Here is a 19,003-nt window from a genome sequence, read left to right as displayed (position 1 = left end):
CGGCCTCACTCGATCCGGCCTCACTCGATCCGATCCACGCTCACCCGACCCGCGGGTCGGCTCCCGTCAGAGCAGCGTCAGCAGCAGCGCGAACCACGCCAGGAGCACGCCGGCCACCACCCCGTAGGCCACCCACCGCCAGACCGGCACGGTGCGCGCCAGCCACACCGACGGCGAGATCCCGCCCACGACCAGCACGTTCGCCAGCAGGGCGAGCCACCAGCCGGTCTCACCCAGGCCCAGGGACAGCGTGACGACCATGACCGCCACCACGGCGGCGCAGAACACGCTGACCGTCAGGCCGGTGCCCCACGGGGTCGGCTCCGCCGGCTCGGACGACTCCGCGGGCGCGGCGTCCGGCGCGGGCTCGGGCGCGGCCGCGCCGTTCACGGGCGCCTCCACCACGTACTGCTCACCCGTCACCGGGTCGGTGTACGCGACGGGGGCGCCCATGTCGGCGGCCACGCGCCCGGCCAGTTGGCGACCGCGCCTGGTCACCAGCGCGCCGGCGGCGCCGTCGGGTGGCGGGTCCGTGCGCAGCACGGCTTCCGCGACCTTCGCCCACTCGTGCAGCGCCTCCGCGAGGCCCGCGCCGAGCGGCAACGTGTGCGGGTCGACCTCCCGCACACCCGCGTCGTCGTCGCCCGCCAGCACGGCACGGCCGCCCTGGACCCGCAGTTCCACGAATGTCCTCCTCACGGATGCTGCCTCGACCGTAGTCGGTCAGGCGATCGCGTAGAAGGCGATGGCCGCAGCGGTGGCCACGTTCAGCGAATCGACGCCCGACGCCATCGGGATGCGCACGGCCACGTCGGCGGCGGCGATCGCCTCCTCGGTGAGGCCCGGCCCCTCCGACCCGAGCAGCACGGCGACCCGCCGGTGCCGCAGCCCCGCGTCGGCGAGGCTCGTGGCGGACGGCCTCGGCGTCAGGGCGGCGACGGTGAACCCGTTGTGCCGCAACATGTCCATCCCACCCGCGAGATCCGGCAGGTGGGCGAACGGCACCCGCAGGACGTGCCCCATCGAGACCCGCACGCTGCGCCGGTACAGCGGGTCGCTGCACCCCGGTCCGAGCAGGACGCCGTCGATGCCGAGCGCCGCCGCGTTGCGGAACAGCGAACCCAGGTTCTCGTGGTCGCCAACGCCTTCCAGGACGGCCAGCCGGCGCGCGGTGCGGGCGAGTTCGCCGGCGGCGGGCTGCGGCGCCCGGTCGGCCGCCGCCAGCACGCCCCGGTTGAGGTGGAAGCCCACCACCTCGGCCATGACGTCGGCCGACGCCACGTACGCGGGCGCGGGCAGGTCGCCCAACGCCTCGATCCGGCGGCGGACGCCCAGGAACGCCCGGACGGGGTACGGCGAGGCGAGCAACCGCTCGACGACGACCACGCCCTCGGCGATCACCAGTCCCCGGCCACCGGGCCGGTCGGGCCTCCGGTCGGCCGTCGACAGGTCCCGGAAGTCGTCCAGTCGCGGGTCCGCCGGGTCGTCGATCTCGATCACCCCGAAAGTGTCCCACTTCTCGACATGTGAACACTGCTCGTAGTCCAGAGGGCCGAACCACAAGCCTCCAACCTGCGTCTTCTCGCTCATTGTTACTGCGATGTGACAGAGAGCACCGATTTGGACGCTGGCGGGTCGGGGGGCGCTGTGTCACGGTTGGGCTCCGCTGAGCCCGCCGGAGCAGCCCGACCGATTGGGAGGCGGCATGGGTAGCAATGTGTCCAGTCGGACGTTCACCAGGGAGGACCGGCAGCGCTACCGCGAGCGGGTCCAGCGGTGCCTGGACGCGCTGGGAACCATGTTGGCCGAGGACAGCTTCTCCTTCCCCCGCCAGCAGATGGGCCTGGAGATCGAGCTGAACCTGGTCTACGACGACTGCCGGCCCGCGATGGCCAACGCCGAGGTGCTGGAGAAGATCGGCGACCCGTCCTTCACCCTGGAGCTGGGGCAGCACAACCTGGAGGTCAACGTCCCGCCGCGCGAACTCGCCGGGAACGAGACGCTGGACCTGGAGAAGGAGCTGTGCGACACGCTGGCGTCGGCGGACGTCAAGGCGCACGACGCGGGCACCTCGATCGTCATGATCGGCGTGCTGCCCACGTTGCGGCACGAGCACTTCGACCGGCGGTGGCTGTCGAACAGCCCGCGCTACGGCCTGCTCAACGACCAGATCCTCGCCGCGCGCGGCGAGGAGACGGTGCTGTCGATGGAGGGTTCGCCCATGCCGGGCGGGTCACCGGCGGAGCGGTTGCTCAGCTACGCGGAGTCCATCGTGCCGGAGGCCGCCTGCACGTCGGTGCAGCTGCACCTCCAGGTCGCGCCGGACGACTTCGCCGCGCACTGGAACGCGGCGCAGGCGCTGGCAGGCGTGCAGGTCGCGATCGCGGCCAACTCCCCCTTCCTGCTGGGCAAGGCGCTGTGGCACGAGACGCGCATACCGCTGTTCCTGCAAGCCACCGACACCCGGACGCCGGAGCTGAAGAACCAGGGCGTGCGACCGCGGGTGTGGTTCGGCGAGCGGTGGATCACCTCGATCTTCGACCTGTTCGAGGAGAACGTCCGGTACTTCCCGGCCCTGCTGCCGGAAACCGGCGACGAGGACCCGTTGGAGGTGCTCGACGGAGGCGGCACGCCGTCGCTGACGGAACTGAGGCTGCACAACGGGACCGTGTGGCGCTGGAACCGGCCCGTGTACGACGTGGTGGACGGGGTGCCGCACCTGCGCGTGGAGAACCGGGTGCTGCCCGCCGGTCCGACGGTGCTCGACACGATGGCCAACGCCGCCTTCTTCTACGGCGCGCAACGGGCATTGACTACTTTGGAGCGTCCACTGTGGACGCAGATGTCGTTCCACGCGGCGGAGGAGAACCTGTACGCCGGGTCTCGGCACGGCATGGGCGCGCAGCTGTACTGGCCCGGCATCGGGTGGGTGCCGCCGGACGAGCTGGTGCTGCGCCGGCTGCTGCCGCTGGCGCACGAGGGGTTGCAGGCGTGCGGTGTGTCGGACTCGGCGCGGGAGCGGTACCTGGGGGTGATCGAGGCCCGGTGCCTGTCCCGGCGGACGGGGTCGCAGTGGCAGCGCGAGACGGTGGCGTTGTTGGAGTCGCGCGGGGTGGACCGGCAAGGCGCGTTGAGCGCGATGTTGGGGCAGTACGTCGAGTTGATGCACGGCGGGGAGCCCGTGCACACGTGGCCGGTCGGGTTGTAGGGGCGGCGCGGATTGGTCGAAGAACGAGCTGGAGCGGCTCGGGTCCTGGTCAAAGCTGGAAAAGCGTCCTCGCCGGACGGGCCGGCCACCGAGGATGGGGGCAAAGCTTCAAGCTTCGCTTGAAGCTTTGCGCGTGTCATCCCCGTATGGCCTGGTCTGAAGACAACCGCGCTTGTCCGGCCAGGTCAAGCGGAAAGCGTGCTTGACCTGGCCGGACAAGCGCGGTTCCCTGCGGGCAGGCCATACGGGGATGACACGCTCGACCGTGGTCCGTGCCGGCGGTGGCACGAGCGAGGGAGCCGGGGTCAGCGGCGGCGGCCGGCTTTCAGGGGGGCCACGTCCGCGCCGTCGTGGGAGCTGCGGCACTCGTCCGGGGTCACGGCCTCCACCGCCAGGGTCAGCATGCCCTTGACGCCGGTGTAGATCGACTCGCCCGCCGACGCCAGGGAGGTGTGCACGCGGTTCGAGTCGGAGAAGTCGCGGTCGTCCTTCGTGCGCTTCTTGCCCGCCTCTTCCGGCTTGGTGGCGCTGCGGAGGTTGACCTCCAGCCAGGCCGCCACCTCCGTCGGCGTGGTCAGGACCTCCTCCGGCGTGCGCTCCAGGCGTTCCTGCCGCGGGGAGGCGTGGTCGAGGGACGTGTGTTCCACATAGGCGTGCCAGTGCGTGTTGCGCAGTGACCACGTCTGCTCGATCGGCCAGTCCTCCTCGGTGCCCATGCGGTCATCTTGCCAGGGTCCGCACGTCGAGCGTGTGGTCAACCCCCACCGCGTCGGCCAGTCGCCGGTCGTGGGTCACCAGGAGCAGGGTTCCGCCGTAGGTCTCCAGGGCCTGTTCCAACTGCTCGATGGCGGGCAGGTCGAGGTGGTTCGTCGGCTCGTCCAGGACCAGGCAGGTGGTGCCCCTCGCCTGGAGCACGGCCAGGCACGCCCTGGTGCGCTCGCCGGGCGACAGGGTGCGCGCGGGGCGGAGGACGGCGTCCGCGCCCACCCGGAACTTGGCCAGCAGGGTCCGCACCTCGACCTCCGGCAGGCCGGTCGCCTCCGCGACGACGGCGAGCGCGGGCGCGTCCGTCGCGAACGACGCCCGCACCTGGTCGACCTCGCCGACCACCACCGACGCGCCCTGGCCGCGCTCGCCCGAGCGCAGGGGCAGGCGGCCCAGGAGGGCGGCCAGCAGGGTCGACTTGCCCGACCCGTTGGGACCGGTGATGCGCCAGCGCTCGCCCGCGCCGACGGTCAGGTCGATCGGGCCGAGGGTGACGTCGCCCCGGCTGACGACCGCGTCCCGCAGCGTGAACGCGACCTGGCTGCCGCGGCCGGCCGTGGGCAGGGCCAGGCGCAGCTCCCACGGCTCGCGGGGCTCCTCGACCTCCTCCAGCCGCTCCAGCGCCCGGTCCACCGCGGACGCCTTGCCCGCCGTGTTCTCCGCGCCCTGCTTGCGGGCGAACTTGATGTTCTTGTCGCGCTCGTCGGACTTCGCGTTGCGGCGCACGCCCGCCCTGGACCACTCGCGGGCCTGGCGGGCGCGCTGCACGAGGTGGTCGCGCTTGGCCGCGTAGGTCTCGTACTCCTCGCGCGCCTTGCGCCGCGCCGACGCCTGCTCGGCCACGTAGGCGTCCCAGCCGCCGCCGAAGACGGTCAGGCCGTGGGTGAACTCGTCCAGCTCGGCGATCGCCGTCGCGGTCCTGGCCAGGAACTCGCGGTCGTGGCTGACCAGGACCATCGCCGCCGGGCTGCCCAGCACGTGGTCCTCCAGCAGCGCGAGGCCCGCCGCGTCCAGGTCGTTGGTCGGCTCGTCCAGCAGCAGCACGTCCGCGCGCACGAGCAGCACCGACGCCAGGCGCAGCCGCGCCGACTGCCCGCCGGAGAGGGTGCGCTCGCCGTCCAGCAGGCCGGCGGGCAGGCCGAGGCGCTCGCAGACCTCGTCGGCGCGCTCGTCGAAGTCCGCCGCGCCGGCGGCGGTCCAGGCGTCGAACGCGCGGGCGTAGGCGTCGTCGGCGCCCGGTTCGCCGGCGGCCAGGGCGCGGGTCGCCTCGTCGAACCGCCGGACCACCCGCGCGACGCCGGTCCGCCGAGCCAGGTGGGCGCGCAGCGCCTCGCCCGGCTCGACGGTCGTCTCCTGGGTCAGGTGGGCCACCGCGCCGCGCGCGGTGACGACGCCCTCGTCGGGCGTCAGCTCACCGGCCAGCACGCGGAGCAGGGTGGACTTGCCCACCCCGTTCGGCGCGACCAGGCCGACGCGCTGACCCGCGCCGACGTCCAGGTCCACTCCCCGGAGGACGGTCCTCGGTCCGAGCGACAACGTGATGCCGCGAGCGGTCAGCGCCTGCACATTCCCGATCTTCGCAAGAAGTCCTGTGATCAGCACCCGGTTTCGGCGCACCTTAGTTGCAAGTAGATTGCAGGTACAAGGGAGTTGCAACGAGGGGATGGTCATGGCCCAGTACGTGCTGCCGGATCTCGACTACGACTACGGCGCCCTCGAACCGGCGATCATCGGCGAGATCAACGAGCTGCACCACAGCAAGCACCACGCCGCCTACGTCAAGGGCGCGAACGACACGATCGAGCAGATCGCCGAGGCGCGGGAGAAGGACTCCTACGGCTCGATCGTCGGCCTGGAGACGACGCTGGCGTTCCACCTGGCCGGCCACGCGCTGCACCAGGTGTGGTGGAAGAACCTCTCGCCCAACGGCGGCGACAAGCCGGTCGGCGAGCTGGCCGCGGCCGTGGACGAGCACTTCGGCTCGTTCGACAAGCTGCGCGCGCAGCTCAGCGCCGCCGCCTCGACGATCCAGGGCTCCGGGTGGGGCATCCTGGCCTGGGAGCCGGTGGGTCAGCGGCTCATCACCCAGCAGCTCAAGGACCACCACTCCAACCTGTCGATCGCGACGACGCCGCTCCTGGTGTTCGACATCTGGGAGCACGCGTACTACCTCCAGTACCGCAACCTGAAGGCGGACTACATCTCGGCGCTGTGGAACGTCGTCAACTGGGACGACGTGAACGCCCGGTTCGAGGCGGCGCGGGCCGGCCAGAACGGCCTCCAGCTGCCCGCCCAGTGACGCGCTGAGGGCCCAGGCTCGGCGGTGGGTGCTCCGACAAGCCCTCTCCGCCGGCACGACGAGGCCCCGCCACCCGGTGCTCGACCGGGTGGCGGGGCCTCGTCTGTTCCCGAACTGACTGCCGCTCCCACCACGAAGCGACGACACTTAGGTTAGCCTAACTTCGCCTTCAGGGGAAGTCCTGCGCACCAGGCCGCGCGCCACCAGCTCCACCACGGTGGCGATGGCCGCCGCCTGCACCGCCAGCAGGCCCAGGAGCACGACCAGTTGCAGCGCGCCCGCCTGCCAGACCGGCGCGCCGCCGAGCAGCATGCCCACGAACGCGCCGGGCAGCGTCACCAGGCCGACGGTCCGCGTCTGGTCCAGGGCGGGCAGGAGCGCCTCCGCCGCGGGCCGCCGGACGAGCTCCCGCACGGCCACCGGCTCGGTGAAGCCCAGCGCCAAGGCGGCCTCGTACTCGCCGTGGCGGTCCCTCAGGGTGTCCAGGGTCCGCCGGACGGACAGCGTGGTCGCGGTCATCGCGCCGCCGATGAGGATGCCGCCCACCGGGACCAGCGCCAGGCCGGCCGGCGGCAGGAGCCCGGTCAGCACGAGCGCGGCCAGGGCCGGGACCGTGCCCACCAGGATCGCCACGCCCACCCACGCGCCCCGGCGGCCCGTCCTCGTCCGGGCGGCCGACGTGCCGGTGGCCACCGCCGCCATCAGGACCAGGAACGCGGCCGTGAGCGGCAGCGAGGCGAGCACGACCGCGAGGACGGCCGACACGGCCGCCAGCTGGGCCACCGCCCGCAGCGCCGCCTTGACCACCGGTGCCGGCGACGCCAGGCCGGCCCACCACAGCGTCCCGCCGGCCGCCGCCGTGAAGAGCGCGCACACGGCGAGCAGGCGCGCCCAGTCCATCGTGACGACCACGGCGGTATCCGATCAGACGCGGGCGCGGCGGCGGAGGCCGAGGCGGTGGCCGGGCAGCGCCAGGCCGCCCCGCCGGGCCAGCACGACCCCGCCGACCAGCGCCGCCACGATGGACACCGCGCCGCCGAACACGAGCGGCGCGCGTGCCGTGAAGTGCTCGGCCAGCCAGCCCATCACGGGGCCGCCCACCGGGTTGCCGCCGAGGAAGACCAGCATGTAGAGGCCCATCACCCGGCCGCGCATGGCCGGCGACACGGCGAGCTGGACGGTCGCGTTCGCCGTGGTCGTGAAGGTCATCATCGCGATGCCGACCGGGACCAGCGCCGCGCCGGACAGCCAGAGCGACGGCATCAGGCCGGCCGCGATCTCCAGGACGCCGAACGCGAGCGCGCCCAGGATCAGCAGGCGCAGGCGAGGCTTGCCCTTCGCGCTGCGCCTGGCCGCCAGCGTCGCGCCCGCGAGCGTGCCGACCGCGAGCATGGTCGACAGCAGGCCGTAGGCGTCGGCGTCACCGCCGAACTCGTTGCGGGCGAGCACCGCCAGCGTCACGTAGAAGTTCAGGCCGAACGTGCTGATGAAGAACACCAGGCACAGCAGGATCACCAGGTCGGCGCGCCGGCGCACGTACCGCAGGCCCTCGCGGAGCTGGCCCTTCTCGCGCGGCACCGGGTCGCCGCGGTGCAGCTCGCGCGCGTTCATCAGCAGCAGGCCGGTGAGCACGCCGACGAAGCTGATCGCGTTGATCAGGAACACCCAGCCGGTGCCGACGAAGACGATCAGCCCGCCCGCGACCGCCGGACCGACCATGCGGGCCAGGTTGAACGTCATCGAGTTCAGCGCGACGGCGTTGGTGAGCTGGTCGCGCCCGACCATCTCCACCACGAACGACTGCCGCACCGGCGTCTCCACCGCCGAGACCGCGCCCAGCAGCAGGCACAGCAGGTAGACCTGCCACAGCTGCACGACACCGGTCACGTCGAGCAGGCCGAGGGTCAGCGCGCAGAGCCCGAGCCCGGTCTCTAGCACGAGCAGCAGCTTCCGCTTGTCCATCCGGTCGGCCAGGACGCCCGCCCACAGCGACAGGAACAGCGTCGGCGCGAACTGGAGGGCCGCCGCGACGCCCAGGGCCACCGGCGAGCCGTCGGACAGCTCCAGGACGAGCCAGTCCTGCGCGACGCGCTGCATCCACAGGCCGACGAGCGAGACCACCTGACCCGAGGCGTACAGGCGGTAGTTGCGCACCCGCAGCGAGCCGAACATGCGGTTCTTCGGCGGTGACTGCGGTCCACCGGACCGCTCGCCCGGACCGGCGTCACCCGGTGGGCCCGGCGGCGCGGCGGGCGGTGGCGGTGCGGGTAGGGCGTTGCCTCGATCGAGCTGATCGGACTCTCCACCACCCGCGTACGCCGGCACCCGTTACTGCCCCGCCATCCTGTCGATTATCTCGGCGGCGCGCGACAGCACGCCCCGTTCCTCCGGTGTCAGCTCGGCGAGCCGCTTGTCCAGCCACGCCTCGCGCGCCGACACCTCTTCCTGGATGTAGCTGTTGCCCGCCTCGCTCAGCTCCACGATGGCCTGCCTGCCGTCGGTGGGGTGCGGGCGGCGGGTGGCGAACCCGTACTCCTCCAGCGCCGCGATGACCCGCGTCATCGACGGCGGCTGCACGCCTTCCTTGGCCGCCAGCTCGCCCGGCGTCAGCGGTCCGCACTTGTGCAGCGTGGACAGCGCCGAGACCTGGGTCAGCGAGATCGCCGAGTTCACCCGTTGCGCGCGGAGCCTCCGGTTCAAGCGGACCACGGCGAGCCGCAGCCGGCTGGCCAGTCCCCGTTCCGCGTCGATCTCCGCCACGTAGTTAGCATACCTCACGATCTCTGCACCCATCGTGTGAACTTGCCCATCACCGCCGGTCCCGTCCGTCACCCGCCCAGCACCGCGCGCACGGGCTCGATCGCGAAGTACACGACGAACGCCGCCGACACCACCCACAGCAACGGGTGCACGCTGCGCGCCCGCCCGGTCAACGCCCGCAGCAGCACGTAGCTCACGAAGCCCGCCCCGATGCCGTTGGCGATCGAGTACGTGAACGGCATCACCACGATCGTCAGGAACGCGGGCAGCGCCACCGAGAAGTCGCCGAAGTCGATCTCCCGCACCTGCGCGATCATCAGCGCGCCGACGATCACCAGCGCGGGCGCCGCCGCCTCCACCGGCACGATCGAGTACAGCGGGGTGAGGAACATCGCCGCCAGGAAGAGCAGGCCGGTGACCACGTTCGCCAGGCCGGTCCGCGCGCCCTCCGCGATGCCCGCCGCCGACTCGACGAAGACCGTGTTCGACGAGGCCGAGGCCGCGCCGCCGGCCACCGCCCCCAGGCCGTCCACGAACAGCGCCTTGCTCACGCCGGGGAGCTGCCCGTCCTTGTCGATCAGGTCGGCCTCCTTGCCCAGGCCGGTCATGGTGCCGACGGTGTCGAAGAAGTCCGTCAGGACGAGCGTGAACACCAGCAGCGCGGCGGTCAGGGCGGGCACCCGCGTCCACGCGCCGAACGACACGTCGCCCAGCAGCGACAGGTCCGGCAGGCCGAACACCTGCGAGGGCAGCGCCGGGTAGCCGAGGTTCCACCCCTCCGGGTGAACGCCCTTCGACGGCCCGGCCTGGACGACCGCCTCCAGCGCGATCGCCAGCGCGGTCGACCCGAGCACGCCGATCAGGATCGCGCCCTTCACCCTGCGCGCCACCAGGACGCCGGTGAGCAGCAGCCCGACCACGAACACCAGCGTCGGCCACGACGCGATCGAGCCGTTGATGCCCAGTCCTACCGGGACGGTCGTGCCCGCCGCGTCCGGGACGCGCCGCACGAACCCCGCGTCCACCAGGCCGATGAAGCAGATGAACAACCCGATGCCGACCGCGATCGCGGCCTTCAGCTCCGGCGGCACCGCGTTGAACACCGCCGTGCGCACCCCGGTGACCACCAGGAGCAGCACCACGACGCCGTTGACCACCACCAGGCCCATCGCCTCGGGCCACGTCATCTGCGGCGCGATGGTGACCGCCAGGAACGAGTTGATGCCCAACCCCGCCGCCAGCCCGAACGGGTAGTTCGCGACCAGTCCGAAGAGGATCGTCAGCACGCCCGCCACCAGCGCGGTGACCGCGGCCACCTGCGAGACGGGCAGGATCGCGCCGAGCAGGTCCTTCTTGGCCGACGGGTCGTCGGCCGCGAAGCTGCCGAGGATCAGCGGGTTCAGGACGATGATGTAGGCCATCGTGACGAAGGTGACGACTCCGCCGCGCACCTCGCGGCCGAGCGTGGAGCCGCGCTCGGAGATCTTGAAGAAGCCGTCCAGGCCGGCGGCCTTCGTGGCCATGTCGTCTCCCTTGTGGTCCGGGGTGGTCGGTCCTGCCGGGGCGCTTCGGCGCGCGCCGCGCCGACGCCCCGGCGGGTAGCCTGCCTGACGTGGCCGAACAGACCCAATCGCCGCCCGCCCCGCCGCCGCTGCCCGCGCGGCTGGCCGACCCGGTGCCCGCGATCGCCGGCGGCACGGCGTTGTGGTTCCTCGCGTTCCTCGTGGTGCTGCTGTTCTTCCGCGAGCGGACCACGCTGCTGTGGACGTGCCTGTCCGGCGGCGGGCTCGGGCTGCTCGGCTACGGCATCTTCCGGTGGCAGCGCTCGGCCGCCCGCCGGGGTTCCCGCACGGCCCAGCAGGGCCTGGTCGAGTAGCGCCCGGACGCGCGCCGTCAGCCCAGCAGGACGGTGGGCGTCGGGTCGGTGATCAGCGCCGCGAACGTGTGCCGGTCGGCCCAGCGGCCGGCCGACCACGCCAGCGCCCGCGCCAGGCCCTCCGGCGTGTCGGCGGCGTGCGGCACGCCGTCGGCCACCCACCAGGACACCTCGTGCTCCTCGCCGTCGGCGGCGACCACCAGCTCGTCGTGCACGACCACCGGCGTGGCGGGCAGCTCGACGCCCAGCAGCTCGCACGCCAGGCGCACCGCGCCCAGCTCGGACCACACGACCTCGTCGCCCTCGCCGACCACCTCGCCGTCGACCTCCTCCGAGGCCAGGGGCAGCGCCAGCAGCTCGGCCAGCGCCTCCGCCGCCCCCTCGGCGGCCAGCACCCTGGCGCCGGGCAGGACGCCCAGCAGCCACGGCAGGTCCAGCACCACCACGTCGTCGGCGGGCACGGCCCGCCCGGTCAGCACCCGGACCCGATCGGGTGGTTCGACGCTCACCGCGTCCGCCACCTCGGCCAGGGCCGCGTGCACGCGCAGCACCAGGGCGTCGGACAGCGCGCGGTCCGGGTCGCCCAGGCGGTCCAGCAGGTCGGCGACGTCGTCCTCGTCCAGCACCGCCAAGGTCGTCCGCACACCGGCCGCCGCGAGCACGTGCGGCGGCAGGTCCACGTCCGGCACCACGTCGTAGAGGCCGTCCAGCCCGACCGCGTCCGGCAGCCGCCACGCGCGCGGCGGCGCGCCGTCGAACGCCGCGTACCGCGCCAGCCACCAGCCGGTGTACCCGTCGGGCTCGGTCACCGCCCGCCACGTCACCGGGTCGGCGGCCATCATGCGCAGCGCCTCGGGCCACTTGTCGCCGGCCACCAGGTCCAGGTCGCGGATGCCGCGCACGCGGGTCGGCGGCTCGTCCGCGCCGTCCCACCAGTAGCCCTCGTCGGCCAGGTCGTGGTCGGGCTCGGTCGGCGCGTCGTCCACCACGACCGTGAAGCCGTCCAGGACGCCGACGTCGGTCAGCACCGACCGCGGCCACTCGGCGGCGAGCGCCGGGTCCAGCACGCCGATGGGCGCGTCGGGTTCCAGCACCGACCGCAGCGCCGAGTCCGGCAGGGCCAGCTCGTCGGCCCGCCGCCACTCGCCGTCCGCGTCGGGCAGCGCCAACCCGGCCAGCCAGGGCCGGCCCCCTGCCCGCTCGACCAGGGACAGGACGGTGCGGACCAGGTCGGGGCCGTCCATCGCCGGGTCGTCCAGGCTGCGGTCCACGGCCTCGCGCACCGCGTCGGAGTCCAGCAGCTCGGCCGGGCCCGCCTCCGCCGCGCCCAGGCGCAGCAGCAGCGGGTGGGCCGCCGCCGGGTGGGCGATGCGCAGCCCGGACAGCTCCACGGGGAGGTCCGACGACAGCAGCAGCACCCCGCGCGGCGAGCCGACCAGGCGCCCGTCGGCCAGCGGCACGGGCAGGCCGCCCATGTCCTCGCGCGCCGACGGGTCGACGTCCGCCAGCGGGGACAGCGCCTCGTAGACCTGGCGCCACCACTCCGGGTCGCCGCCCACGCCGGCCAGCGCCTCGACCACCTCGGCGACCGACATGCGGGGCACTTCCAGCGCGGCCAGCGCCTTCGCGTGCGCGGGCAGGGTCAGCTCGGCGTCCAGCAGGCCCGGCACGACGTCTTCCAGCAGCTCGACCAGGTCCTCGGACGGCGCGTCCAGCACCCTGGCCGCCGCCGGGGCCGCCCAGTCGCCACTGGCCAGGGGCAGCCAGGCCGCCTCCCGGAGCGCGGCGAGCACGCCGGCGCGCAGCACCCCGTCCACTTCGGACAGCGGGAAGCCGGGCAGCGGCACCAGCGCGGTGCGCTCCACCGCGGGCAGCGCGGCCACCAGGTCCGGGTACGCGCGGGCGGCCTGGTCCAGCACGTAGGAGGCGGCCGGGCCCACCAGGACCCGCCGCCGGGACGGTTCCACCGGCAGCGAGGCGATCAGCCGCGCGGGCAGGGACGTCTTCTCGTCGGTGGGCGTCGGCGCGTGCAGCACGTCGCCGGACAGCGGCTCGTCCATCGGCCACGCCCAGCAGACCGTCCAGTGCGGACGCGCCTCCACGCCCTGCACCAGGGACGAGGGCAGTTCGCCGCCCACCCGGTGCACCCGCCAGCGGGCCGCGCCGGACGGTCCGGTCAGGACCACCACGCCGGCGTCCTCGGTGCGCTCCCAGGCGTCCGCGCCGATCTCCACCCGGCGCAGGCCCGGCAGCGCCAGCAGCAGGTCGGGCGCCTGCTCGGCGAACTCGGCCAGCAGCGCCGCGCCGTCGACCTTCAGCGGCAGCCGCACCTCGGTGTCGAACCCGGCGGGCAGGTCCGCCTCGTCGGTCGGCCACACCAGCCGCAGCACCGGCACGTCGCCGCCGCGCGCGGACGCCAGCTCCGGCACGGCCTGGCGGGTGCGGGAGGCGGAGAACAGCACGCCGCCGGAGGTCGAGACCACGCGTGGCGCGTCGGTCACCGCCAGCACGGCCGCGAAACCGACGCCGAACCGGCCGACGGTGTCGGTGGACTTCGCGGAGGCGCGCAGGGACGCCAGGGCCGCCACCCCGGACGCGGTGAGCGGCGCGCCGGTGTTCGCGGCCCGCAGCTCGCCGTCCATGAGGGACAGCCGCAGGACGCCCGGTGCGCCACCGGCGGCGTCGGACGCGTTCTGCGCCAGCTCCACCAGCAGCCGGTCGCGGTAGCCGCCGAGCCTCAGGTCCTCCTCGGCGTTGGCGTCCTCGCGGAAGCGGGTGGGCGAACCGCGCCACGCCGCCAGCACCGACTCGCGCAGCGCCTCGGTGCCGAACGGGTCGCGGCTCACCGACCGGGCTCGGGGGCCGCGTCCGCCGCGGGCGTCGCGTTCACCTCGACGTCGAGCACCGCGTCGTCGTAGACCACGTCGGCCACCGGCACGGCCGAGCCGTGCTCGACCTCGACCTCGGAGTGCGCGCCGCAGCCGTACTCGACGTGCACCACGTGGCCGTCGGCGGGCGTCAGCTCGTTCGCGCACACGCCGAACGCCGCGCCCAGCGAACCGGCCACCCGCAGGTAGAAGCCGCACGTGCCGCACTTCGCGGGCGCGCCGCGGGCCATGTCGCTGCGCGGGCCGAAGTCGCCGCCCTGCCAGCGCGACGCGGCCTCCAGCACGCCCTCGCGGGACAGCACGTGCACGCGGCCGAGCCCGACCTCCAGCGCGACCTCCTCGACCGCCGGGTCGTCGGAGCCCACGTAGCCGGGCGCGAGCCGCGGGTCGTCCTCGCGCGGCGGCAGCAGGTCGCCGACGCCCAGGTCGCCCGCGCGCACCCGTTCGCGCCACGGCACCCAGTCCGGCGCGACCAGCGCGTCCTGGCCGGGCAGCAGCACGACCTCGGAGACCGAGACCGGCGTGCCGGGGCCCGCGAACGCGACCGTCACCGCCCAGTTCCAGCCCCGGTAGCCGGCGTGCTCGGCGGGGAACAGGTGGGTGACCGACGCCTCGTCCTCGGCGAGCACACCCACGTGGTCGCCGACGGGCTCGGCGCCTGCTTCCTCCTGCGCCGCCGCTCGGGCGAGCGCCACCGCCCCGGAGTCGACGAGCACCGGGTCGGCGAGCACTGGGTCGGGCTGCTGGGTCGGTGTGGCGGTCACGGGTGAATTGTGCCGCACGACCGCGCGGGCCCGTGCACACGTGCCACTCTTTCGGACGTGCGGTGGCTCCCGATGGCTCTGGTCCTCGTCCTGACGACGGCGTGCACGACGCCCCCGGACGAGCCGGAGCGGCCCGGACCCGGCGTGGAGGTGCTGGGCGAGGTCCCGCACGACCCGGCGGCGTTCACGCAGGGCCTGGAGCTGGCCGACGGCGAGCTGTACGAGGGCACCGGCCTGGTGGGGCGGTCCTCGCTGCGCCGCGTGGACCCGGCCACCGGCGAGGTGCGGCAGCGGGTCGACCTGCCGCCGCCGCTGTTCGGCGAGGGCGTGACCGTCGTCGACGACCGGATCTGGCAGCTCACCTGGCAGAACGGCGTCGCCATCCTGCGCGACCGGCGCACCCTCGAAGAGGTGAAGCGCGTCACGTACGACGGCGAGGGCTGGGGCCTGTGCCGGGACGGCGACCGGTTGGTGATGAGCGACGGCACCGAGGAGCTGCGGTTCGTGGACCCGGAGACGTTCGCCGAGCGGGGCCGGGTGACCGTGCGGCGCAACGGCGTACCGCTGGTGCGGATCAACGAGCTGGAGTGCGTCGGCGGCCACGTCTGGGCGAACCTCTGGCAGCAGGACGAGGTGGTGAGGATCGACCCGGCGAGCGGTGACGTGCTCGCCACCGTCGACCTGACCTCCCTGCGCCCGCCGGACGTGCCCAGGACCGACGTGCTCAACGGCATCGCGGCCGTGCCGGGCGCGGCGGACGAGTTCCTGGTCACCGGCAAGAACTGGCCGAAGCTGTTCCGCGTGCGCCTCAGGACGGGGTGACGCCCGCCGGCGGGCGGCGGTCGACGCCACCGGGTGAACCTGCCGCAACCGTGCTCACCGGGCGCAATGTCCGGGACAGGGCGGTGCGCGTGAGGCAGGATTGAGCCCGTGACGCGTCAACGGCCGGAAGACCAGTCACGGCGGTACCCGTGGGAAGGCGACGAGTACAAGCCGCGCACCCGGCCGTACCCGACCGGCGCCCCGCCACCGCCGCCACCACCGGCCGACGAGCGGCCCACCGCGCCGACCATGCCGAAGAAGCTGACGGTCACCCGCGTGGCGCTGTGGCGGACGAGGCAGCTCAGCGCGCAGGCGGTGGCGGCGTTCCGGAAGGCGGCCCACGCGGACGGGGCCAAGCAGTCCGGCCTGTCGTCGCTCACCTACGCGGTGATGATGAACTACGCCGCCGACGCGGCGATGGCGGTGGCCCTGGCCAACACCCTGTTCTTCTCGGCCGCGACCGGCGAGAGCAAGGGCAAGGTGGCGCTCTACCTGCTGATCACGGTGGCCCCGTTCGCCCTGGTGGCGCCCGTGATCGGACCCGCGCTCGACCGCATCCAGCACGGCAGGCGGGTCGCGCTGGCGGCGTCGTGCGTGCTCCGGGTCGTCCTGTCGGTCGTCATGGCGGTGAACTTCGACAACTGGGGCCTCTACCCGGCGGCGCTGGGCAGCATGGTCCTGTCGAAGTCGTTCACCGTGCTCAAGGCCGCGATCACGCCGAGGGTGCTGCCACCGGACATCACGCTGTCCAAGACCAACGCGCGGATGACCGTCTTCGGCCTGGCGGCGGGCGGCGTGTTCGGGCTGGTCGCGGCGGGTTTCGCGAACATCTTCGGCTCACCGGGCGCGCTCTGGTTCACCGCCGCGCTGTGCCTGGGCAACGCCGTCCTGTGCCTGCGCATCCCGTCCTGGGTGGAGCTGACCGAGGGCGAGGTGCCGACGTCGCTGCGGGCCAGGCCCCAGAAGCCGAAGCGCCAGTCCCTCGGCCGGACCGTGGTGGTGGCGCTCTGGGGCAACGGCTCGATCCGGATGCTCACCGGCTTCCTGATGCTCTTCGCCGCCTTCGTCGTGCGCGCGCAGACCGAGGGCGAGCCGTTCCTGCAACTGCTGCTGCTCGGGGTCATCGCCGGCGCGGCGGGCGTCGGCAGCTTCCTCGGCAACGCGGTGGGCGCACGCCTGCACTTCGGCGCGCCGGACCAGGTGGTCATCGGCTGCCTGGGCGCGGCGCTGGCGACGACGGTCTTGGCCGCGATCCTGCCGGGCCTGCTCACGGCGGCGGCCGTGGGCCTCATCGGCGCGACCGCCAGCTCCCTGGCCAAGGTGAGCCTCGACGCCGTCATCCAGGACGACCTGCCGGAGGAGTCGAGGGCGTCGGCGTTCGGCCGCTCGGAGACCATCCTCCAGCTCGGCTGGGTCTTCGGCGGCGCGCTGGGCGTCCTGCTGCCCACCGAGTACTGGATCGGCTTCACGGTCCTGTCCGGCCTGCTGGCCTGCGGCCTGGCCCAGACGATCCTGTCGAGGCGGGGCAGCACCCTCATCCCCGGCCTGGGCGGCGACCGCCCGCTCCGGGCGACCCCGGTGACACCGTAGGCTCCCACCCCGTGCGCCGAGTACTGCCCGTCCTGCTGCTCCTGCCGGTGGCGGCCTGCGCCGCGCCCCGCGACCCCGAGGTCACCTTCCACGCGGACGGCAGGACGATCAACGTCAAGCCCACCCAGTACTGCGACCTCGCGTCGGAGGACTGCGCGATCGACACCGAGGCGGCCGGCGTGCTGCGCGTGCGACCGGGCAAACCCGTGCAGATCTCGGTGCCGGGCGAACTGGCGAAATCCGCCTGGTCGGTCAAGTTCACCTATCGCAACGCCCGGGGCGAGCCGCAGGAGCCGCTGCGCAGCAAGCTCTTCACCGAGCGCGACCCGAAGTACGCCTACACCCTGGTCCTGCCGAAGAAGGACGACCAGTTGGAGAGCGTCGAGGTGCAGCAGTACGGCTCGCGGATCGAGGCCGGCGCGACCGGCAGCTTCGACTTCGTGGCGAGGGGGACCTGGGTCCTCTCGGTGGACGACCGCACCTGACCACCGGCCCACACGCGCCCAGCGCACACCTCACCCGAGCGTGTCATCCCCGGGTGGCCCGCCCGCAGACCAGGCCACCGGGGATGGCACGCCCGCTTTTCGCCCTTCCGCACCGCGCCGCGCCGAGGTCGCGCCCAGAGGTCGTCCTCGGTGGCCAACCCGTCCGGCGAGGACGCTTTCCGCTCCATCCCTACGGATCGAGCTCCCGGGCGACCGCCCGCACCACGTCCGCGATCAGCTTGGTGTTCTTGCGGTCCGGGTACCGCCCGCGCCGCAGCTCCGGCTGCACCTTCAGCTCCAGCAGCTTGATCATGTCCTCGATCAACCCGTGCAGCTCCTCGGCAGGCCGGCGGCGGGCCTCCACCACCGACGGCGCGGGATCGATCAACCGCACGGACAGGGCCTGCGGACCACGCCGGCCCTCCGCCATGCCGAACTCGATGCGCTGCCCGGCCTTGAGGCCCTCGACGCCCGGAGGCAGGGCGGATTTCCGCACGTAGACGTCCTCGCCGCCATCCTGGGTGACGAAGCCGAAGCCCTTCTCCGAGTCGTACCACTTGACCTTGCCGGTCGGCACCGCGCTCACCAATCCCTCTGCAACCACACGACGAACGCGCCCCGGGCGTGCCCAGGACGCGTCCCACCAGACTATCCAGAACTACCCCGCCGGGGCACCTCCGATCGCGCGACCCCCGACGCGGTTACCCTCACCCCATGTCGACTTCCAAGGCGATGCCGGCGGCGGTGGTGCTGTTCGCGCTGGGCGTGGTGGCGATCGTGGCGATGTTCGTCGCCGGCGACCGCGGCCTGCCGGCGTGGGTGTTCGCCGCCGGGTGGCTGCTCGCGCCCGCCGGGTTGGCGCTCGGCGTGTTCAGCGCCGTGCGGAACTCCCGTCGGCGAGCCTAGGCGCGTTCTCCCGCAGCCAGTCCGGGAACCCGGTCAGCGACGGGAGCACCACGTCCGCGCCCTCGTCGGCGAGTTCCGCGGCCGAGCACGGCCCGCTGGCCACGGCCACCGCCACCGCTCCCGCGGCACGCGCGCCGCGCACGTCACCGACGTGGTCGCCCACGTACACCGCCGCGCCGAGCGCCTTCAGCGCCTCGGCCTTGCCCGTCGACCACAGCTCCCCGTACAGGTGATCCACCTCCCACCCGAACGCGGCCAGGTGCAGCGCCGCGTTCGCGCGGTACTTCCCCGTCACGACGACCGTGCTGCCGCCCAGCTCGCGCACCGCCGCGAGCGACTGCGGCGCGCCGGGCAGCGCGACCGTCGCCGGGATGACGATCTCCGGGTAGAGCTGCCGGAACCGGGCGATCAGATCCGGGATCTCCTCCTCGGGCACGCCGAAGTCGCGGTAGATCATGTCCAGGGGCGGGCCGAGGTTCGCCGCGAAGTGCGCGCCGTCGAGGGGGTGCCCCGACTCGACCGCCACCGCGTCCATCACCGCGGCCATGCCCGGTCGGGGGTCGATGAGCGTCATGTCCAGGTCGAATCCCACGGTCAACGGCACCTCCGCACTCTACGGGGTTTACAAAAGCCCACTCTG

The 19,003-nt window shown here is 73.5% G+C and carries 19 protein-coding genes; 7 read left to right on the top strand and 12 right to left on the bottom strand.

Annotated elements, in window-relative coordinates:
- Positions 1 to 66: 66 nt before the first annotated feature.
- Together C8E97_RS04190 and C8E97_RS04185 are read right to left on the bottom strand one after the other, a co-directional pair.
- Positions 67 to 684: a DUF2537 domain-containing protein gene (locus C8E97_RS04190; protein WP_121001815.1), complete on the bottom strand. Its 618-nt coding sequence runs from the start codon at positions 682 to 684 to the stop codon at positions 67 to 69.
- A 39-nt stretch (positions 685 to 723) separates the two neighbouring features.
- Positions 724 to 1,500: a TrmH family RNA methyltransferase gene (locus tag C8E97_RS04185; protein WP_246018666.1), complete on the bottom strand. Its 777-nt coding sequence runs from the start codon at positions 1,498 to 1,500 to the stop codon at positions 724 to 726.
- Between the two features lie 205 nt (positions 1,501 to 1,705).
- Between C8E97_RS04185 and C8E97_RS04180 the strand changes: the two genes are divergently transcribed.
- Positions 1,706 to 3,208: a glutamate-cysteine ligase family protein gene (locus C8E97_RS04180; protein ID WP_121001810.1), complete on the top strand. Its 1,503-nt coding sequence runs from the start codon at positions 1,706 to 1,708 to the stop codon at positions 3,206 to 3,208.
- Positions 3,209 to 3,513: 305 nt separating this feature from the next.
- Here the strand turns inward: C8E97_RS04180 and C8E97_RS04175 are convergent, their stop codons facing one another.
- Positions 3,514 to 3,924 (bottom strand): hypothetical protein, encoded by a 411-nt coding sequence (locus tag C8E97_RS04175; protein WP_121001808.1) that lies wholly within the window; start codon positions 3,922 to 3,924, stop codon positions 3,514 to 3,516.
- 4 nt (positions 3,925 to 3,928) lie between these two features.
- Positions 3,929 to 5,575 carry an ABC-F family ATP-binding cassette domain-containing protein gene (locus C8E97_RS04170; protein ID WP_342776183.1) on the bottom strand — a complete coding sequence of 549 codons (1,647 nt, stop codon included), beginning with the start codon at positions 5,573 to 5,575 and terminating at the stop codon, positions 3,929 to 3,931.
- A 67-nt stretch (positions 5,576 to 5,642) separates the two neighbouring features.
- On the opposite strand from C8E97_RS04170, the gene C8E97_RS04165 reads away from it, so the two are divergent.
- Complete coding sequence (locus tag C8E97_RS04165) at positions 5,643 to 6,272, top strand: superoxide dismutase (RefSeq protein WP_121001804.1); 630 nt, start codon at positions 5,643 to 5,645, stop codon at positions 6,270 to 6,272.
- 147 nt (positions 6,273 to 6,419) lie between these two features.
- Here C8E97_RS04165 and C8E97_RS04160 read toward each other — a convergent pair whose 3' ends face one another.
- From C8E97_RS04160 to C8E97_RS04145, 4 genes are read right to left on the bottom strand one after another with little or no spacing between them, the layout of a single operon-like run.
- On the bottom strand, positions 6,420 to 7,184 hold the full coding sequence (locus C8E97_RS04160; RefSeq protein WP_121001802.1) for an ABC transporter permease: 765 nt from the start codon (positions 7,182 to 7,184) through the stop codon (positions 6,420 to 6,422).
- Positions 7,185 to 7,196: 12 nt separating this feature from the next.
- Entirely contained in the window at positions 7,197 to 8,597 is a 1,401-nt protein-coding gene (locus tag C8E97_RS04155; RefSeq protein ID WP_121001800.1) for an MFS transporter, read from the bottom strand.
- 3 nt (positions 8,598 to 8,600) lie between these two features.
- Entirely contained in the window at positions 8,601 to 9,065 is a 465-nt protein-coding gene (locus C8E97_RS04150) for a MarR family winged helix-turn-helix transcriptional regulator (protein WP_121001797.1), read from the bottom strand.
- 35 nt (positions 9,066 to 9,100) lie between these two features.
- Complete coding sequence (locus C8E97_RS04145) at positions 9,101 to 10,555, bottom strand: NCS2 family permease (protein ID WP_121001795.1); 1,455 nt, start codon at positions 10,553 to 10,555, stop codon at positions 9,101 to 9,103.
- A gap of 89 nt (positions 10,556 to 10,644) precedes the next feature.
- On the opposite strand from C8E97_RS04145, the gene C8E97_RS04140 reads away from it, so the two are divergent.
- On the top strand, positions 10,645 to 10,908 hold the full coding sequence (locus C8E97_RS04140) for a DUF2530 domain-containing protein (RefSeq protein ID WP_121001794.1): 264 nt from the start codon (positions 10,645 to 10,647) through the stop codon (positions 10,906 to 10,908).
- Positions 10,909 to 10,925: 17 nt separating this feature from the next.
- Here the strand turns inward: C8E97_RS04140 and C8E97_RS04135 are convergent, their stop codons facing one another.
- A complete protein-coding gene (locus C8E97_RS04135) occupies positions 10,926 to 13,754 on the bottom strand; it encodes a sacsin N-terminal ATP-binding-like domain-containing protein (protein ID WP_121001792.1) in 2,829 nt (942 codons plus the stop codon).
- Entirely contained in the window at positions 13,751 to 14,578 is an 828-nt protein-coding gene (locus C8E97_RS04130) for a DUF3027 domain-containing protein (RefSeq protein ID WP_425470470.1), read from the bottom strand. Before C8E97_RS04130 ends, C8E97_RS04135 begins: the two co-directional genes overlap by 4 nt.
- Positions 14,579 to 14,632: 54 nt before the next feature.
- Between C8E97_RS04130 and C8E97_RS04125 the strand changes: the two genes are divergently transcribed.
- The 3 genes from C8E97_RS04125 to C8E97_RS04115 all read left to right on the top strand — a co-directional run bounded on the left by C8E97_RS04125 (position 14,633) and on the right by C8E97_RS04115 (position 17,457).
- Complete coding sequence (locus C8E97_RS04125) at positions 14,633 to 15,382, top strand: glutaminyl-peptide cyclotransferase (RefSeq protein WP_121001788.1); 750 nt, start codon at positions 14,633 to 14,635, stop codon at positions 15,380 to 15,382.
- Between the two features lie 108 nt (positions 15,383 to 15,490).
- The gene (locus tag C8E97_RS04120) at positions 15,491 to 16,972 is read left to right on the top strand and encodes an MFS transporter (protein ID WP_121001786.1); all 1,482 of its coding nucleotides are present in this window, start codon (positions 15,491 to 15,493) and stop codon (positions 16,970 to 16,972) included.
- Between the two features lie 11 nt (positions 16,973 to 16,983).
- On the top strand, positions 16,984 to 17,457 hold the full coding sequence (locus C8E97_RS04115; protein WP_121001783.1) for a DUF2771 family protein: 474 nt from the start codon (positions 16,984 to 16,986) through the stop codon (positions 17,455 to 17,457).
- 190 nt (positions 17,458 to 17,647) lie between these two features.
- Here C8E97_RS04115 and C8E97_RS04110 read toward each other — a convergent pair whose 3' ends face one another.
- Positions 17,648 to 18,034: a cold-shock protein gene (locus C8E97_RS04110; RefSeq protein WP_121010730.1), complete on the bottom strand. Its 387-nt coding sequence runs from the start codon at positions 18,032 to 18,034 to the stop codon at positions 17,648 to 17,650.
- Between the two features lie 137 nt (positions 18,035 to 18,171).
- Between C8E97_RS04110 and C8E97_RS33950 the strand changes: the two genes are divergently transcribed.
- Positions 18,172 to 18,363, top strand: a complete 192-nt coding sequence (locus C8E97_RS33950) for a hypothetical protein (RefSeq protein WP_147454992.1) — start codon at positions 18,172 to 18,174, stop codon at positions 18,361 to 18,363.
- On the opposite strand, the gene C8E97_RS04105 is transcribed toward C8E97_RS33950, so the two are convergent.
- Positions 18,329 to 18,967 (bottom strand): HAD family hydrolase, encoded by a 639-nt coding sequence (locus tag C8E97_RS04105; RefSeq protein ID WP_121001781.1) that lies wholly within the window; start codon positions 18,965 to 18,967, stop codon positions 18,329 to 18,331. The two genes, C8E97_RS33950 and C8E97_RS04105, sit on opposite strands and share 35 nt — an antisense overlap.
- Positions 18,968 to 19,003 lie beyond the last annotated feature (36 nt).

Source organism: Saccharothrix australiensis (assembly GCF_003634935.1).
Classification (GTDB): domain Bacteria; phylum Actinomycetota; class Actinomycetes; order Mycobacteriales; family Pseudonocardiaceae; genus Actinosynnema; species Actinosynnema australiense.
Note: the sequence above shows the minus strand (reverse complement) of the source record. Positions and strands in the feature narration are given on the sequence as shown.

Bases quoted from the DNA above. Each gene is read 5' to 3' on its own strand.
- C8E97_RS04145 (WP_121001795.1), bottom strand. From the start codon at position 10,555: ATGGCCACGAAGGCCGCCGGCCTGGACGGCTTCTTCAAGATCTCCGAG.
- C8E97_RS04165 (WP_121001804.1), top strand. From the start codon at position 5,643: ATGGCCCAGTACGTGCTGCCGGATCTCGACTACGACTACGGCGCCCTC.
- C8E97_RS04125 (WP_121001788.1), top strand. From the start codon at position 14,633: ATGGCTCTGGTCCTCGTCCTGACGACGGCGTGCACGACGCCCCCGGAC.
- C8E97_RS04150 (WP_121001797.1), bottom strand. From the start codon at position 9,065: ATGGGTGCAGAGATCGTGAGGTATGCTAACTACGTGGCGGAGATCGAC.
- C8E97_RS04175 (WP_121001808.1), bottom strand. From the start codon at position 3,924: ATGGGCACCGAGGAGGACTGGCCGATCGAGCAGACGTGGTCACTGCGC.
- C8E97_RS04180 (WP_121001810.1), top strand. From the start codon at position 1,706: ATGGGTAGCAATGTGTCCAGTCGGACGTTCACCAGGGAGGACCGGCAG.
- C8E97_RS33950 (WP_147454992.1), top strand. From the start codon at position 18,172: ATGTCGACTTCCAAGGCGATGCCGGCGGCGGTGGTGCTGTTCGCGCTG.